The organism is Streptosporangium sandarakinum (genome assembly GCF_050942225.1).
GTDB classification, from domain to species: domain Bacteria; phylum Actinomycetota; class Actinomycetes; order Streptosporangiales; family Streptosporangiaceae; genus Streptosporangium; species Streptosporangium nondiastaticum.
Genome location: NZ_CP192034.1, coordinates 3,079,351 through 3,093,497, shown reverse-complemented (window position 1 = coordinate 3,093,497; position 14,147 = coordinate 3,079,351). Strand labels below are relative to the sequence as shown.

Annotated in this window: 16 protein-coding genes; 11 read left to right on the top strand and 5 right to left on the bottom strand. The window is 73.0% G+C overall.

The features are described from left to right. The first annotated feature begins 31 nt into the window (after positions 1 to 31). Complete coding sequence (locus tag ACQP10_RS14220) at positions 32 to 604, top strand: copper chaperone PCu(A)C (protein WP_346020024.1); 573 nt, start codon at positions 32 to 34, stop codon at positions 602 to 604. 73 nt (positions 605 to 677) lie between these two features. After that, positions 678 to 1,826, top strand: a complete 1,149-nt coding sequence (locus ACQP10_RS14215; protein WP_433541508.1) for a Dyp-type peroxidase — start codon at positions 678 to 680, stop codon at positions 1,824 to 1,826. Positions 1,827 to 1,943: 117 nt separating this feature from the next. On the opposite strand, the gene ACQP10_RS14210 is transcribed toward ACQP10_RS14215, so the two are convergent. Then, positions 1,944 to 2,684 (bottom strand): hypothetical protein, encoded by a 741-nt coding sequence (locus tag ACQP10_RS14210; RefSeq protein WP_433541507.1) that lies wholly within the window; start codon positions 2,682 to 2,684, stop codon positions 1,944 to 1,946. A 234-nt stretch (positions 2,685 to 2,918) separates the two neighbouring features. After that, complete coding sequence (locus tag ACQP10_RS14205) at positions 2,919 to 3,380, bottom strand: glyoxalase/bleomycin resistance/extradiol dioxygenase family protein (RefSeq protein ID WP_346020920.1); 462 nt, start codon at positions 3,378 to 3,380, stop codon at positions 2,919 to 2,921. Between the two features lie 56 nt (positions 3,381 to 3,436). Here ACQP10_RS14205 and ACQP10_RS14200 point away from each other — a divergent pair, with 56 nt between their 5' ends. Next, positions 3,437 to 3,868: a MarR family winged helix-turn-helix transcriptional regulator gene (locus tag ACQP10_RS14200; RefSeq protein ID WP_346020028.1), complete on the top strand. Its 432-nt coding sequence runs from the start codon at positions 3,437 to 3,439 to the stop codon at positions 3,866 to 3,868. A gap of 39 nt (positions 3,869 to 3,907) precedes the next feature. Here ACQP10_RS14200 and ACQP10_RS14195 read toward each other — a convergent pair whose 3' ends face one another. After that, positions 3,908 to 4,837, bottom strand: a complete 930-nt coding sequence (locus ACQP10_RS14195; RefSeq protein WP_433541506.1) for a phosphotransferase family protein — start codon at positions 4,835 to 4,837, stop codon at positions 3,908 to 3,910. A 275-nt stretch (positions 4,838 to 5,112) separates the two neighbouring features. Here ACQP10_RS14195 and ACQP10_RS14190 point away from each other — a divergent pair, with 275 nt between their 5' ends. Together ACQP10_RS14190 and ACQP10_RS14185 are read left to right on the top strand one after the other, a co-directional pair. Beyond that, positions 5,113 to 5,697: a cysteine hydrolase family protein gene (locus ACQP10_RS14190; protein WP_389994953.1), complete on the top strand. Its 585-nt coding sequence runs from the start codon at positions 5,113 to 5,115 to the stop codon at positions 5,695 to 5,697. Positions 5,698 to 5,708: 11 nt separating this feature from the next. Next, a complete protein-coding gene (locus ACQP10_RS14185) occupies positions 5,709 to 6,602 on the top strand; it encodes a GlxA family transcriptional regulator (RefSeq protein ID WP_346020030.1) in 894 nt (297 codons plus the stop codon). 23 nt (positions 6,603 to 6,625) lie between these two features. Here the strand turns inward: ACQP10_RS14185 and ACQP10_RS14180 are convergent, their stop codons facing one another. After that, positions 6,626 to 7,324: a hypothetical protein gene (locus tag ACQP10_RS14180; protein WP_433541505.1), complete on the bottom strand. Its 699-nt coding sequence runs from the start codon at positions 7,322 to 7,324 to the stop codon at positions 6,626 to 6,628. 73 nt (positions 7,325 to 7,397) lie between these two features. On the opposite strand from ACQP10_RS14180, the gene ACQP10_RS14175 reads away from it, so the two are divergent. The 4 genes from ACQP10_RS14175 to ACQP10_RS14160 all read left to right on the top strand — a co-directional run bounded on the left by ACQP10_RS14175 (position 7,398) and on the right by ACQP10_RS14160 (position 9,250). After that, the gene (locus tag ACQP10_RS14175; protein ID WP_179818094.1) at positions 7,398 to 7,592 is read left to right on the top strand and encodes a CsbD family protein; all 195 of its coding nucleotides are present in this window, start codon (positions 7,398 to 7,400) and stop codon (positions 7,590 to 7,592) included. A gap of 588 nt (positions 7,593 to 8,180) precedes the next feature. Beyond that, on the top strand, positions 8,181 to 8,546 hold the full coding sequence (locus tag ACQP10_RS14170; protein ID WP_179818096.1) for a hypothetical protein: 366 nt from the start codon (positions 8,181 to 8,183) through the stop codon (positions 8,544 to 8,546). Positions 8,547 to 8,549: 3 nt separating this feature from the next. Then, positions 8,550 to 8,939 carry a hypothetical protein gene (locus ACQP10_RS14165; RefSeq protein ID WP_346020032.1) on the top strand — a complete coding sequence of 130 codons (390 nt, stop codon included), beginning with the start codon at positions 8,550 to 8,552 and terminating at the stop codon, positions 8,937 to 8,939. 50 nt (positions 8,940 to 8,989) lie between these two features. Beyond that, positions 8,990 to 9,250 (top strand): hypothetical protein, encoded by a 261-nt coding sequence (locus tag ACQP10_RS14160; RefSeq protein ID WP_346020033.1) that lies wholly within the window; start codon positions 8,990 to 8,992, stop codon positions 9,248 to 9,250. Positions 9,251 to 9,347: 97 nt separating this feature from the next. On the opposite strand, the gene ACQP10_RS14155 is transcribed toward ACQP10_RS14160, so the two are convergent. Further along, the gene (locus ACQP10_RS14155) at positions 9,348 to 10,517 is read right to left on the bottom strand and encodes an ROK family transcriptional regulator (RefSeq protein WP_179818099.1); all 1,170 of its coding nucleotides are present in this window, start codon (positions 10,515 to 10,517) and stop codon (positions 9,348 to 9,350) included. Positions 10,518 to 10,662: 145 nt separating this feature from the next. On the opposite strand from ACQP10_RS14155, the gene zwf reads away from it, so the two are divergent. Together zwf and edd are read left to right on the top strand one after the other, a co-directional pair. Further along, a complete protein-coding gene (zwf, locus tag ACQP10_RS14150; protein WP_346020035.1) occupies positions 10,663 to 12,138 on the top strand; it encodes a glucose-6-phosphate dehydrogenase in 1,476 nt (491 codons plus the stop codon). 106 nt (positions 12,139 to 12,244) lie between these two features. Further along, positions 12,245 to 14,146, top strand: coding sequence for a phosphogluconate dehydratase (gene edd, locus ACQP10_RS14145; RefSeq protein ID WP_346020921.1), 1,902 nt, complete (start codon positions 12,245 to 12,247; stop codon positions 14,144 to 14,146). Position 14,147: the final 1 nt, after the last annotated feature.

The following is a 14,147-nucleotide window of genomic DNA, read 5'->3' as shown; positions in this document are numbered from 1 at the left end:
CGGCGCCGTACCCTCTTCGAAAGGCATTTCCATGAACATCCGTCGTGTCGTCCCGGCCGGGCTCCTGGCCCTCCTCACCGCCGCCGCGGTGGGGGCCTGCGGCGCGCAGCAGGACGCGCCGGCCCCGGACCGGGCGGCCGCACCGGCCGCCACCCCGGCCGCCGCGCCGTCCGGCTCGGGCACCCCCGGCGCGTCCTCTCCCCTGACGGTCACCGACCCCTGGGTGAAGACCGCGAAGAAGGGCATGACCGCCGCCTTCGGCACCCTGGTCAACCACACCGCCGCCGACGTGACCGTCGTCTCCGCCTCCTCCCCGCTGTCGTCGATGATCGAGCTGCACGAGGTGGCCGACGTCGGCGGCAAGGCGGTCATGCGGCCCAAGGAGGGTGGGTTCACCATCCCCGCGCACGGCACGCACCCGCTCCAGCCCGGCGGCGACCACATCATGCTGATGGGCGTCACCAAGGAGGTGAAGCCCGGCGCGCGGATCCCCTTCACCCTGACCCTCAAGGACGGCGGGACCGTGGAGTTCACCGCGATCGGCAAGGACTTCGCCGGCGGCAACGAGAACTACGACTCCGGCACGGGCAAGGGGCACAGCTGATGGACCAGCCCCGGCTGACCCGGCGCGGGCTGCTCGCGGGGGGCGCCGCCACCGCGGCCGGCGCCCTCGCGGCGTGCGCCTCCGCGCAGACCGGCGCCAAGGCGGCCTACGCCGGGCCGCCGGCGTCCGGCGGGTCCGCGCCCCCACCGGCTGGGCGGCCGAACCCTTCCACGGGCCGCACCAGGCCGGCATCGCCACGACTCCGCAGGCCCACGCCGTCTTCGTCGGCCTGGACCTGCTGCCGGACGCCGACCGCGACGCCGTCGTACGGCTGATGCAGCTGCTCACCGACGACGCGCGCCGCCTGACCGAGGGCCGGGCGGCCCTGGCCGACACCGAACCGGAGCTGGCCACGCTCCCCGCCCGGCTGACCGTCACCTTCGGCTTCGGGCCCGACCTGTTCCGGGCCGCGGAGGTGGCGGACCGCTGCCCGAAGTCGGTGGCGCCCCTGCCGAGGTTCGGAATCGACAGGCTGGACAAGCGGTGGACGGGCACGGACCTGCTGCTGCAGATCTGCGCCGACGACGCCGTCACCCTCGCCCACGCCCTGCGCATGCTGGTCAAGGACGCCCGGTCCTTCGCCCGGGTGCGCTGGATCCAGCGGGGGTTCCGGCGCGGCCCGCAGACCCAGGCGCCGGGCACGACCCAGCGCAACCTCATGGGCCAGCTCGACGGCACCGTCAACCCCCGCCCCGGTACGCCCGACTTCGACCGGGCCGTGTGGGTGGACGACGGCCCGAAGTGGCTGCGCGGCGGCACCACGCTGGTGCTGCGGCGCATCCGGATGGACCTGGAGACGTGGGACGCCGCCGACCGGACCGCCAAGGAGTTCTCGGTGGGCCGCCGGCTGGACACCGGCGCCCCGCTGACCGGCCGGAACGAGCATGACGCGCCGGACTTCGGCATGGTCACGGCGGCGGGGTTCCCGGTCATCGCCGAGCAGGCCCACATCCGGCGGGCGCACGTCGCCGACCCGGGTATGCGGATCTTCCGCCGGGTCTACAACTACGACGAGGGCGTCACCTACGAGGGGCGGCCCGACACGGGGCTGCTGTTCGCCTCCTACCAGGCCGACATCGCCCGGCAGTTCCTCCCCGTCCAGCGGAGGCTGGCCGAGGCGGACCTGCTGAACGAGTGGACGACGCCGATCGGCTCGGCGGTGTACGCCGTCCCACCGGGCTGCGGGCCCGACGGCTGGATCGGCGAGACCCTCCTGTCCTGACGGCCCGGCCGGGCGGCGGCCGTCGGCGCCGTCCTGATCTCGCGGTCGTCGATGCCGCCCGCCGTTCCGGTTCCGGCGAACCCCGCCGGAACCGGAACGGCCGCCCGGGGATCGCCGTCAGGTGACCTTGCGGAGGTATCCCGCCGAGGCCCAGCCCAGCTTGCCGTTCGAGGCGCGGACGGCCACCCACCCCTTGACGGGTGAGCATCCCCCGGCGAACCGGCCGTCGGCCGGGGTCAGCCTGCCGACCCGGCGGGCGTCCGCCGCCGGCTGGGAGCGGACGTTGAGGTAACCGCCCGGCTGGAGCTTGACGACGTGATAGGCGCACGTGAGGCCGGGCGGGGTCTTGTCGTCGGAGGGACCCTTCCCCTCGTCGACCTTCCTGAGATATCTCGCCGAGGCCCAGCCCAGCCTGCCGTTGGACGCCTTGACCTCCACCCAGCCGTCGACGGCCGAGCACGAGCCCGCGAACGCCCCGTCGGCCGCCGTCAGCCTGCCGATCGGCCTGCCCTTCAGCGACGCCCGCGACCGGACGTTGAGGTAGCTGCCCGCCCGCACGCCCGTGACCCGGTAGGTGCACGCGAGGATGGTGTGACCGCTTCCGTCGGTGGAGTGGCCGTGCCCGCCGTAGGGGTCGGGGGTGGACGCGGGGCGCGGTGTCGCCGAGGAGTGTCCGGGGGTCGCCGCGACCGACGGCCCGGAGGTCGTGACGGGGGTGGCGGAGGTCATGGGGCTGGGACTCGGGCTGGGAGTGGGGGTCGCCGAGGAGGCGAGGGCGGCGGCCGGCGGGGCGAGGATCGTGGACAGTCCCACGGTGGCGCCCACGGTGAACGAGGCCGCGACCCGTTTTCCGAGCATGACATCTCCCTTCGATTCGCATCGCGTCCGCGGCTGCCGGACCGCCTGAGGTCATGAAACGGCATGCCACCTGCGATGCTAACGCAAAGTAGATATCCAATTACCCTATGTGCAAACCCGCAACCGGTTTCCCGGAAGCCGTCCGCCACCCTCCCGACCGGCGACCACCCGCCGTCCACGGTCCGGCACCGGCCCCCCTCCGTCCGCCCGGCGACGAAGGCCGAAGGCCGCCGGTCAGTAGGACTGGAGCTCGACGAGGTTGCCCTCGGGGTCGCACACGTGGGCCGTACGCAGACCGGGCCCCCAGTCGGGGCGGTCCGCCGGAGGGGCGACGAGCCGCGCGCCGCACCGCACGTAGAGATCGGCGGCGGCGCCGACGTCCTCCACCCGGCTGACGAGCATGACCCGGCCCCCGCCGTACGGCGGGACCCCGGAACCCCGGCCGCCCGGCAGGAGCCCGGCGCCGGCAGGGGACGTGTCGTCCGGAGAGGACCCGCCGGCGTCCACGACCCCGGCCATCATGGCCCGGTCGATGAGGGCGAGCACTCCCTGGCCCTCGACGTCCCAGCCGGCGTACGGCCCGGCCGCCGACCCCCTCGCCAACGTGGCGCCGCACAGCGCTGGGAGGACGGCGTCGTAGAGCCGGAAGCACTCGGCGAAGCGGCCGACGAGCAGCCGGGGGTGGAAGACGTCCATCACGCGTCCAATCCATGGGTTAACACCAATGATTGGTGACAACCTACAATATTTCCATGACGGACATCCCGCCCACCCTGACCGCGCTCACCGCCTACCTGCTGTCGAGGGTCGGCAAGACCGCCAGGGGACGGGTCGCGGCCCGCCTCGGCGAGCGCGACCTGAGGTTCTGGCACATGTCGATGCTGGCGGCCCTGGCCGACTTCGGCCCTCACTCGCAGCGGGAGCTGGGCGCCCGGCTCGGCATCGACCCCAGCGACGTCGTCAAGGCGCTCGACGAGCTCACCGCCGCCGGATGGGCCGAGCGGACCAGGGACCCCGCCGACCGCCGGAAGGTGCGGGTCGTCGTCACACCCGAGGGCCGGGCCGCGCTGGCCGGGATGGTGCGGGACACCGAGTCCCTCCAGGACGAGCTGCTGGCCCCGCTGAACCCGCAGGAACGCGCCCGGCTGCACGACCTGCTGCTGAAGGTCTTCGACCGGCCTTGAAAGGCGGGGACCGGCCGCGGTTCCCGCCGGTCCGTCGATCTACCGGTCCGCCGCGGCGGCGAGCCGGGCGCGGAGCGTGCGCAGCGCGTCGTCCGCCAGCTCGGGCGTACGCTGCTCCAGGCCGAACAGCACGTCCAGCGCCGGGTCCGCCAGGGCCCAGAAGTCCAGCTTGCGGGCCAGCCGTACGGTGAACGGCAGGCCGCGGCGCGCCTGCACCCGCCGTACGAAGTCGGGGCCCGCCTCCGCCCAGAGGTAGGACAGGTCGTAGTCGGGATCGCCGACCTCGGCGTCGCCGAAGTCGATGAGCCCGGTGATCTCGTCCCCTGTGACGAGCAGGTGGTCCAGGCTCACGTCGCCGTGCGTGAACGTGGGCCGGTAGGCGAAGTTGGCGTCGTCGCCGAGGTAGCCCTCCCAGACGGCCAGCAGCGTCCGCCCCTCCCCCGGCGTCAGCCTCGGCAGCACCTCCGCCCGGACGGCGGCCAGATCGCCGGCGAAGTCCTCCCGCAGGTCCCAGGACGGCGCCCCCAGCTTCCCGGCCGCCTCCGCGGGGAAGGCGTGCAGGGCGTCGAGGATCCCGGCCACCTGCCGGGCCGTCTCCGGCAGGCCGGGCAGCCCCCGGGCGTGCCAGCGCTCCGGGGCCAGCACCTCGCCCGGGACGAGCGGGTAGCCACAGAACGAGCCCGGTCCGATGGGGTTGGGCGCGGTGAACAGGAACCGTGGGATCGCCACGCCGAGGTCCCAGTGGAGGGCGAGCTCGGGCAGCAGCCGGGCCTCCTTGGCGACGCTCTCGGCCCCGTCGGAGTTCTTCGGCAGCCGCACCACGATCGCGCCGTCCAGCAGCAGCGTCACGTTGTCCAGCCCGGCCCCCAGCGGCCGCAGCGGAGCGTTCCGCCGCTCCGGCAGCACGTCGGCGAGCGCCTCCCGGACCTTCGGCTCCCAGTCGTCCGGCAACGAGACATCCCTGATCACGGACATACCGTACTAGCCGGTGCCGGCGAGCGCTCCCCGTCCGCCCCGGACTCCGGGACATCGGGAGGCCGGGACACCTGGAGACCGGGACGCCTGGGGACCGGGACGCCTGGGGACCGGGACGCCTGGGGACCGGGACGCCGGAGAACACCGGCCGCCGAGGACGCCGGAGCCCGTCCGAGGCGTCCCGGGGGACGAAGCGCTGACCGGATCGTTCCGCAGGCTGACCGGTTCACGCCTTCAGCTCCCGTCCCTCACCCCGCCACCCTTGAGGGGTGAACAGCGCACTCGTCGTCATCGACGTCCAGGAGTCCTTCCGGCAGCTGCCGGACTGGGAGTTCGTATCGCAGCCCGACATCGTCGGCCAGGTCAACCGTCTGGTCACCGCGGCCCGTGCCGAGGACCAGCTGGTGGTCTGGGTGCTCGGCTCCCGGCCGGGGGCCGGCACCGTGTTCGATCCGGCGCGGGGGCACGTCCGCCTGATGGAGGGGCTCGAACCTCACGCGGGCGAGCCGCTCATCACCAAGACCGCGCACAACGCCTTCACCACCACGAACCTGCACCAGATCCTCACCGGTCACGGCATCCGGCGGCTGACCGTGTGCGGCATCCGTACCGAGCAGTGCTGCGAGACCACCACCCGGATCGCCTCCGACCTCGGCTTCGACGTCACCTTCGTCACCGACGCCACCGCGACCACCCCCATCCCGCACCGTGACGCGCCGCAGGATCTGCCGTTCGCACAACTGGTGGACGACCCGCGGACGCTGGGCGTCGCCGATGTCATCGCGCGCACCGAGTACGCGCTCGCGGGCCGGTTCGCCGCCATCCGCACCGTCGACGAACTGGCCGGGGCATAGGCTCGGCGACTGTGTCCCGGGTCGTCTTCCTGCTCATCCCACGAGTGCACCTGCTCGACGTGGCCGGGCCGGCCCAGGTCTTCTCCACCGCGGCCGACCTCGGCTACGAGCACGACCTGTCGTACGTGTCCGAGGAGACACCCGTCGCCACCGTGCAGGGACTGCCCCTGCACGCCGAGCTTGCGTGGCCCCACCTGGAACCGGACGACCTCGTCATCGTGCCGGGCTGGCGCGGCCCGGCACGCATGGCCCGGGCCGACACCCTCCATCGGCTACGCGAGCACCACGCGGCCGGCGGCACCGTGGCGGGCGTCTGCGCGGGCGCCGACGCGCTCGGCCGGGCCGGCCTGCTCGACGGCCGCCGCTGCACCACCCACCACGCGTCCCAGGACGAGCTCGCCCGCCTCTACCCGAGGGCCAGGGTCGTACGCGACGTGCTCTACGTCGAGGACGAGCGGGTGGTGACCTCGGCGGGCGTGGCCAGCGGCATCGACGTGGCGCTCCACCTGCTGAGCACCAGGCACGGGCCGTACGCCGCCGGCCGGGTGGCCCGCGCCATGGTGGTTTACGCCCGCCGCCAGGGAGCATCGCCGCAGATCAGCGCGATGCTCCGGCACCGCGGTCACGACGACGAGACCGTGCACCGCATCCAGAACCTGATCGACACGCGTTTCACCGAGCGGCTCCCGCTCTCGATGCTGGCCGACGCGGCGGGATGCAGCGAACGGACCGTCACCCGGCTCTTCCGGCACGCGACCGGCCTCACCCCGTTGGCCTACCAGACCGCGCTCCGCCTGGAACGGGCCGAACACCTCCTGGGGCAGGGCGCGACGACCGAGACGGCCGCCCGCGAGGCCGGCTTCGGCGACGCACGGATGCTGCGCCGCCTGCGCGCCCGGATGTAGGCCCGGCGGAGGTTTCCGCCGGGTCAGACCGCGTTCGCCCTGGAAGACCTCTCCACCGCGGCGATGACGCGGGGCAGGACATCGGGCCAGGGGCGGGCGGGGACCACGGGGACGCCCGCCTCGGCGGCCAGGGCGGCGAGGCGGGCGCCGTAGCGGGCGCTGGCGCGGGCGCGGGCGCGCTGGTCGCCGTGGCCGGGCTCGCGGCTCAGGTAGTTCGCCGCGATCTGCGCCTCGTCGGGCTCGTGCAGGACCACCGCCGCCACCCGCCCGTCCGCCGGGATCCCGGCGAAGGACTCCTGTACGGCGAGGCCGGGCAGAAGGTAGTCGCCCTCGACGACCACCGGGGTGCCGGTCTCCAGGTGGTTGGCCACCACCGCCTCGACGGCCGGGACGAGCGCCTCGGCGATGGCGACCTGCAGGTCGGCGATGTCGTCGGCGGGCATGCGGCCGTCCTCGGGGTGGGTGCGCCAGTGGTGCAGGAGCGGTTGCTGCTCGGGGGTGGTCATGGCGAGGAGCGCCTCGACGAGGTCGTCGACCTCCACGATCGGGATGCCGTGGAGCCGCGCCAGGGGGTAGCTGACCCGGGTCTTGCCGGTTCCGGAGGCGCCGCAGATCAGCAGCACGTCCCAGTGACGCCGCGCGTCCGGTGGGAATCCGTCGCCCGCGGGTCCGTACGGCGGGCGAATGGCCTCGGTCGAGGTCGCCGGTGCGCTGTCGTGCATGTTTACCCCTCTGATCTGCGGACACTAAGTATCCCTGTGTAGAGAGAACCTCGCGCAAGGGGAGGAACCACCCATGGGTGCTGACGACAAGATCTCCAACAAGGCCGAAGAGCTCGGGGGCAAGGTCAAGGAGGGCGTCGGCCGCGCCACCGATGACGAGCGGCTCGAGGCCGAGGGCCGGGCCGACCAGGGGGAGAGCAAGTTCAAGCAGGCTGGGGAGAAGCTGAAGGACAGCGCCAAGGACGTGAAGGACGCCTTCAAGCGCTGATATCCCGACCCGGCGGGCCGGAGTCCCCTGTTCCAGGGAGCTCGGAGGTCCCCGCCGGAGGAGCCCATGAGGAAGGGGGCCCGGATTCCGGGCCCCCTTCCTCATGGGCTCTCATGAGCTCCCGCGGGCCGCGATTCCGCCACGAGGCCGGTCCCGTGGGCCGCGGTGCCGCTACGAGGCCGGCCCCATCTCCGGCTCGGGCGCCCGCTTGCCCGATCCCTCCCCCCGTCCACCCGTTCTCCCGTACCGGGAGCGGGGCCGCCGACGAGGTCCCCCAGGTCGTCCGGGGGCAGGTCCGCCGGGAGCGGGCGGTCGGGGAACGTCGCGTCCGCGCCCGATCTCTCGGCCACAACCCGGCTCTCGCCGTCGATGCCGCGCGGCGCCGGCGGCGGGTCGTCCGGTGCGCCGCCGTGGCGTTTCCCGGCGGGATCGCGGCTCTCCTCCACGGGGCCGCCGTCCTCTGCTGCTTCCTCGGGTGCTGCGTGATCATTCATACGAACACCACTCCCCGGCAAAGCACTAAATATGTCCGTTTTAGGCATGTCGGCGAGCGATCGGGTAGGGAACCGGCTGGAGGAGGGAGAGACGATGACCGTGACGCGATTTCATGATCTGCCGCTCGCCGACCGGGACAGGGACTGGGACGCGGACGCGGCCGAGAAGCGGGTCCGTGAGTGGGCGGGCGCCGAGGAGAAGCCGAACGCGAAGTACCGGGAGGCGCACGTCTGGTACGACGGCGAGGAGCCGGAGAACTTCGAGAGCTACAAGCTGCCGGTCGCCGACGTGATCGGCGGCGACCTGAAGGTCGTGCCGCGCGCCGTGATGGCGGCCGGGGCGGTCATGCAGGGGGCGCGGGGCGGGGTGAAGATCCCCCGGGACGAGGTGGACCGGGTCAAGTCCCACCTGGCCAGGTACTACGCGAAGATGGGCGACACGCCGCCCTGGGAGCGCTGACCTGTGCCGCGCTTCGACTTCGCCTTCGAGTCGACGTGGCTGACGCCGCTGAGGCTGATGGGCGTCACCCCCGAGCGGGCGTTCGTCGTCGTCCACGCCGGCGATCTGTGGGTGCGCTTCGGCCCCTGGCGGCTGCGCACACCCCTCTCCAACATCTCGGGCACCCTCGTCACCGGCCCGTACACGCCGTGGAAGGTCATCGGGCCGCACCTGTCGCTGGCCGATCGGGGCGTGACCTTCGGGACGAGCACCCAGAAGGGCGTGTGCGTCCTGTTCCACCGGCCGGTGCCCGCGCTCGTGCCGGGGCGTCTGCTGACCCACCCCGGTGCGACCCTCACCGTGTCCGACCCCGAAGGACTGGTGGAGGCACTTCGACGACCAGAGAGCACATGACCAGCGGACACCCGGGTAGCAGGGTGGGACTGATCAAGAGGAGGGGAGAAATGACCGAGGAGAACCAGGAGGGACGGGACCCCCGGGGACGGCCTACGGTTCCGACGACACCTCGGGACGTGGTCTACATCCGGCTGGCGTCGTTCGCGCTCATACCGATCGTGGTCCTCGGTATGTTCGGGTTCGCGACCGGCACCACGGGGATGATCATCGCCGCCGTGATCCTCGCGGTGATAGCGATCGCGTTCATCGTGGTCGGTGTCCGCCGCCAGTCACGGAGGCCCGGCTCGACCACGGAGGAGGCGGGCTGAGGCGGCGTACGCCTGGCGGCGGCTTCGGGAGGCGGATGGCCTTCCCGGGGCCGCCGACGCCTTTCCGCGGTACGGCGACAGCGGGCCGTACGGAAGGTCAGAGAGCGGCGTCGACCGCCTCGGGCGACAGGATGTGGTCGAGGACCATGTGGGCGCAGCCGACGATGCCCGCGCCCGGGCCGAGGCGGCTGCGCTCGATCCGCAGGTTGCGGGTGGACAGGGCGGTGGAGCGGCGGTGGACGACCTCCCGCACGCCCGACACCAGGGGCTGGAACGCCTCGGCGACGTCGCCGCCCAGGACGACCACGGCGGGGTTGAGCAGGTTGACCGCGGTGGCGACGACCTCGCCGAGCATCCGGGCGGCGTTGCGGACGACCGCCATGGTCTCGGCGTCCCCGGCGCGGACCAGGCCGACCACGTCCGTCAGTGACGCCACCTGGTAGCCGCGGTCGCGCAGGTCGCGCAGGATGGCGGTGCCGCTGGCCACCGAGTCGACGCAGTCGACGTTGCCGCACCGGCACAGCACTCCCCCGCCGTCGCGGACCGGGATGTGCCCGATCTCCCCGGCCGCGCCCAGCGCCCCGCGCAGGATCTCCCCGCCCGCGATGACGCCGGCGCCGATCCGGGTGGAGACCTTGATGAACAGCAGGTCGTCGGCGTCTCCGGCGTAGGCCGCGCGGTGCTCGCCGATCGCGATGACGTTCACGTCGTTGTCGAGGAAGACCGGGACGGGGAAGCGCTCGGCGATGATCGGCGGGATGGCGACGCCGGTCCAGTTCGCCATGATCCGGGCGCTCTCGGTACGGCCGGCCGCGAACTCGACCGTCGCGGGGACGCCCAGGCCGACGCCGCGCACCTGGGACAGGGGCCGGTCGCCGAGCAGCTCGGCCCAGGTGTCCATGACCAGGGGCAGGACGGTGTCCGGGCCCTCCTCCACGTCCACGGCGAGGCTCACGCCGTCCAGCCGCTTCCCGGCGAGGTCGCAGACGGCGATCTGCGCGCGGCTGGCGCCCAGGGAGGCGACGAGGACGACGCCGCCCGCGGCGTTGAAGACGAGCCGGGTGGGCGGGCGGCCGCCGGTGGAGGGCCCCTCGCTGTCCTCCACGACGAGCCCGTGGTCCAGCAGCTCGGTGACGCGCAGTGAGACGGCCGGTCGCGACAGGCCGGTGACCCGGCCGATGTCGGCGCGCGTGACGGCTTCACCAGCGCGGATGAGGCGGAGCACCTCACCGCTGGTGGCGAGGGCGGCAGCGGGACGACGAGGCATCGGTCAAGTGAACCACACGGAGTTATGAAACGGAAACTCCAAGCTTTCTCATCTCAAATTACAAAACTCCGCTTGTGTGAAGCGCAAGATGTGGCTACTGTCCGATCCATCCCCTAATCCGGTAGATCACTACGGAGCAGTCCTCATGCCCGAGACCCCGCGGCCCGCCGACCTGATCGTCTTCGGCGGCACAGGCGACCTCTCCATGCGGAAGCTCCTGCCCGCGCTGTATCACTGCGACCGCGACGGCCGTCTGGCCCCCGAGACCCGCATCATCGCGATGTCCCGGGGCGGGCTCGACGACGCCGACTTCCGCGGCAAGGTGGACGCCGAGGTGCGCGGCTCCGTCCCGGCGGACGACCACGGCACCTGGCAGCGCTTCCTGGGCCGCCTGCACCACGTCTCCATCGACGTCGGCGGCCAGGACACCGAGGGCTGGTCGCGCACCGCCCACCTGCTCACCGGGCACGAGGAGCGCGACCGGATCTTCTACCTCGCCAGCCCGCCCATGACGTTCGGCCCGTTCTGCCGCGAGCTGCACCGGGCCGGCCTGGTCACCCCCGTCTCGCGGGTGGTGCTGGAGAAGCCGCTGGGCCGCGACCTGGCCAGCGCCCAGCGGATCAACGACGAGGTCGGCGCGATCTTCGACGAGCGGCAGATCTACCGGATCGACCACTACCTGGGCAAGGAGACGGTCCAGAACCTCCTGGTGCTGCGGTTCGCCAACGCGTTCCTGGAGCCGATCTGGAACTCCCTGTGGATCGACCACGTCCAGATCACCGCCGCCGAGACCGTGGGCACCCCGGGCCGCCGCGGCTACTACGACCACGCGGGCGCGCTGCGCGACATGGTGCAGAACCACCTGCTGCAGCTGCTGTGCCTGGTGGCGATGGAGCCCCCGTCGCGCAACGACCGGGAGTCGATCCGCGACGAGAAGGTCAAGGTCCTGCAGTCGCTGCGGCCGATCGTCGGCGGCGAGGTCGAACGGTTCACCGTCCGCGGCCAGTACACGGCGGGCGAGTGCGACGGCGTCCGGGTGCCCGGCTACCTCGACGAGCCCGACAGCACCGCGCCCACCGAGGCCTCCCGCCGGGTGGAGACCTTCGCCGCGATCCGCGCCGAGGTGAAGAACTGGCGCTGGGCGGGTGTGCCGTTCTACCTGCGCACCGGCAAGCGCATGCCGTACCGGTCCACGGAGATCGTGGTGCAGTTCAAGGACGTGCCCCACTCGATCTTCCCGGGCAGCGCGCCCAACCGGCTGGTGCTGCGGCTGCAGCCGAGCGAGGGCATCCGGTTGCACCTGATGGCCAAGGAGCCGGGCGCGGGCGAGGTGGCGCTCAAGCCGGTCCCGCTCAGCCTCAGCTTCGCCGAGACCTTCACCTCCCGGGTGCCCGAGGCCTACGAGCGGCTGCTCATGGACGTCCTCGCCGGCAACCCGACGCTGTTCATGCGGCGTGACGAGGTGGAGGCCGCCTGGCGGTGGATCGACCCGATCCTGCACGAGTGGGAGGCGCAGGGCACCGCGCCCGAGCCGTACCCGGCGGGCAGCCCCGGTCCGGCCGGGGCGCACGAGCTGGTGCTGCGCAGCGGTCGCTACTGGTACGAGGACGACCTCGCGTGACCGGCCGCCGCACCCGCCGCGAGGCGCCCCGCGTGAGGAGCCTTCCGTGACCGGCCGCACCGACCACCGCACCGACCCCCGACCCGACGACGACGAAGGAGGCCGGGTGAACCCCGTCATCCAGGAGATCACCGACCGCCTGATCGAGCGCAGCCGCGCCAGCCGTACCGCCTACCTGGCGCGGATCGACGCCGAGGCCGAGGAGGCCCGCCGGCGCGGACCGGCCCGCTCCACACTGGGCTGCGCCAACCTGGCCCACGGCTTCGCCGCCGCCCCGGGAGCCGACAAGCTCGACCTGCGGGCCTCGGTCAAGCCGGGCGTGGCGATCGTGTCGAGCTACAACGACATGCTGTCGGCGCACCAGCCGTACGAGACCTACCCGGCGATCCTCAAGGCGGCCGTCCGTACGGCGGGCGGCGTGGCGCAGTTCGCCGGCGGCGTGCCCGCCATGTGCGACGGCATCACCCAGGGCCGCCCGGGAATGGAGCTGTCGCTCTACAGCCGCGAGGTCATCGCGATGGCCACGGCGATCGCGCTCTCCCACGACATGTTCGACGCCTCCCTCATGCTGGGCGTCTGCGACAAGATCGTGCCGGGCCTGCTGATCGGCGCGCTGCACTTCGGCCACCTGCCGACCGTGTTCGTCCCGGCGGGGCCGATGGGCTCCGGCCTGCCCAACAAGGTCAAGGCGCGCACCCGGCAGCTGTTCGCCGAGGGCAAGGTCGGCAAGGACGAGCTGCTGGACGCCGAGGCGCGGTCGTACCACTCCCCCGGCACCTGCACCTTCTACGGCACCGCCAACTCCAACCAGGTCATGATCGAGGTCATGGGCCTGCACCTGCCGGGCTCGACCTTCGTCAACCCCCGCACCGAGCTGCGCCAGGCGCTGACCGAGGCGGCCGGGCGGCGGGCGGTGGCGCTGACCGCGCACGGCGCCGAGTACACCCCCGTGGGCCGGGTCGTCGACGAGAAGGCGATCGTCAACGCCTGCGTGGCGCTGCTGGCCACCGGCGGCTCGACCAACCACACCATGCACCTCGTCGCGATCGCCGCGGCGGCCGGCATCGAGCTGCTCTGGGACGACCTGGCCGCCCTGTCGAAGGCGGTGCCGCTGCTGACCCGCATGTACCCCAACGGGCAGGCCGACGTGAACCACTTCCAGGCCGCCGGCGGCATGCAGGTGCTCATCGGCGAGCTGCTGGACGCCGGGCTGCTGCACCGCGACGTGCTGACGGTCGCCGGGCACGGGCTGGACCACTACCGCTCGGCCCCGGCGCTCAAGGACGGCGAGCTGGTCTGGGAGGAGCGCACCGAGGGCAGCACCGACCCCGACGTGCTGCGGCCGGTCGGCGAGGCGTTCTCCCCCGACGGCGGCATCCACATGCTCGACGGCAACCTGGGCCGCGCGGTCAGCAAGGTCTCGGCGGTCAGGCCCGAGCACCTGGTCGTCGAGGCCCCGGCGAAGGTCTTCGACGACCAGCTCGACCTGCTGCGCGCCTTCGAGGCGGGCGAGCTGGACGGGCAGGACTTCGTCGCGGTCATCCGCTACCAGGGTCCCAGCGCGAACGGCATGCCGGAGCTGCACAAGCTCACCCCGCCGCTGGCGGTGCTGCTGGACCGCGGGCAGCGGGTGGCGATCGTCACCGACGGCCGCATGTCCGGCGCGTCGGGCAAGGTCCCGGCCGCCATCCACCTGTCGCCCGAGGCCGCCCACGGCGGGCCGATCGCGCTGGTCCGCGACGGCGACCCGATCCGCCTGGACTCCGCCGCGGGCACCCTGGAGCTGCTGGTGCCCGCCGAGGAGCTGGCCGCCCGCACGCCGCAGGGCGCCCCGCTCAGCGACGCCCAGTGGGTCGGCACCGGCCGCGAGCTGTTCGCCGCGTTCCGCCGTACGGCCGGCCCCGCCGAGCGCGGCGCCGGGATCTTCGCGCTGAACGGCCGCGCCGAGAGCCTCGCCGACGGCGCCGACGCGGCCGGGAGCACGGCCGCCGCGGGGGACGCCCGGTGAA

Bases quoted from the DNA above. Each gene is read 5' to 3' on its own strand.
- ACQP10_RS14220 (WP_346020024.1), top strand. From the start codon at position 32: ATGAACATCCGTCGTGTCGTCCCGGCCGGGCTCCTGGCCCTCCTCACC.
- ACQP10_RS14210 (WP_433541507.1), bottom strand. From the start codon at position 2,684: ATGCTCGGAAAACGGGTCGCGGCCTCGTTCACCGTGGGCGCCACCGTG.
- ACQP10_RS14205 (WP_346020920.1), bottom strand. From the start codon at position 3,380: ATGGACGTCTTCCACCCCCGGCTGCTCGTCGGCCGCTTCGCCGAGTGC.
- ACQP10_RS14200 (WP_346020028.1), top strand. From the start codon at position 3,437: ATGACGGACATCCCGCCCACCCTGACCGCGCTCACCGCCTACCTGCTG.
- ACQP10_RS14180 (WP_433541505.1), bottom strand. From the start codon at position 7,324: ATGCACGACAGCGCACCGGCGACCTCGACCGAGGCCATTCGCCCGCCG.
- ACQP10_RS14175 (WP_179818094.1), top strand. From the start codon at position 7,398: ATGGGTGCTGACGACAAGATCTCCAACAAGGCCGAAGAGCTCGGGGGC.
- ACQP10_RS14170 (WP_179818096.1), top strand. From the start codon at position 8,181: ATGACCGTGACGCGATTTCATGATCTGCCGCTCGCCGACCGGGACAGG.
- ACQP10_RS14160 (WP_346020033.1), top strand. From the start codon at position 8,990: ATGACCGAGGAGAACCAGGAGGGACGGGACCCCCGGGGACGGCCTACG.
- ACQP10_RS14155 (WP_179818099.1), bottom strand. From the start codon at position 10,517: ATGCCTCGTCGTCCCGCTGCCGCCCTCGCCACCAGCGGTGAGGTGCTC.
- zwf (WP_346020035.1), top strand. From the start codon at position 10,663: ATGCCCGAGACCCCGCGGCCCGCCGACCTGATCGTCTTCGGCGGCACA.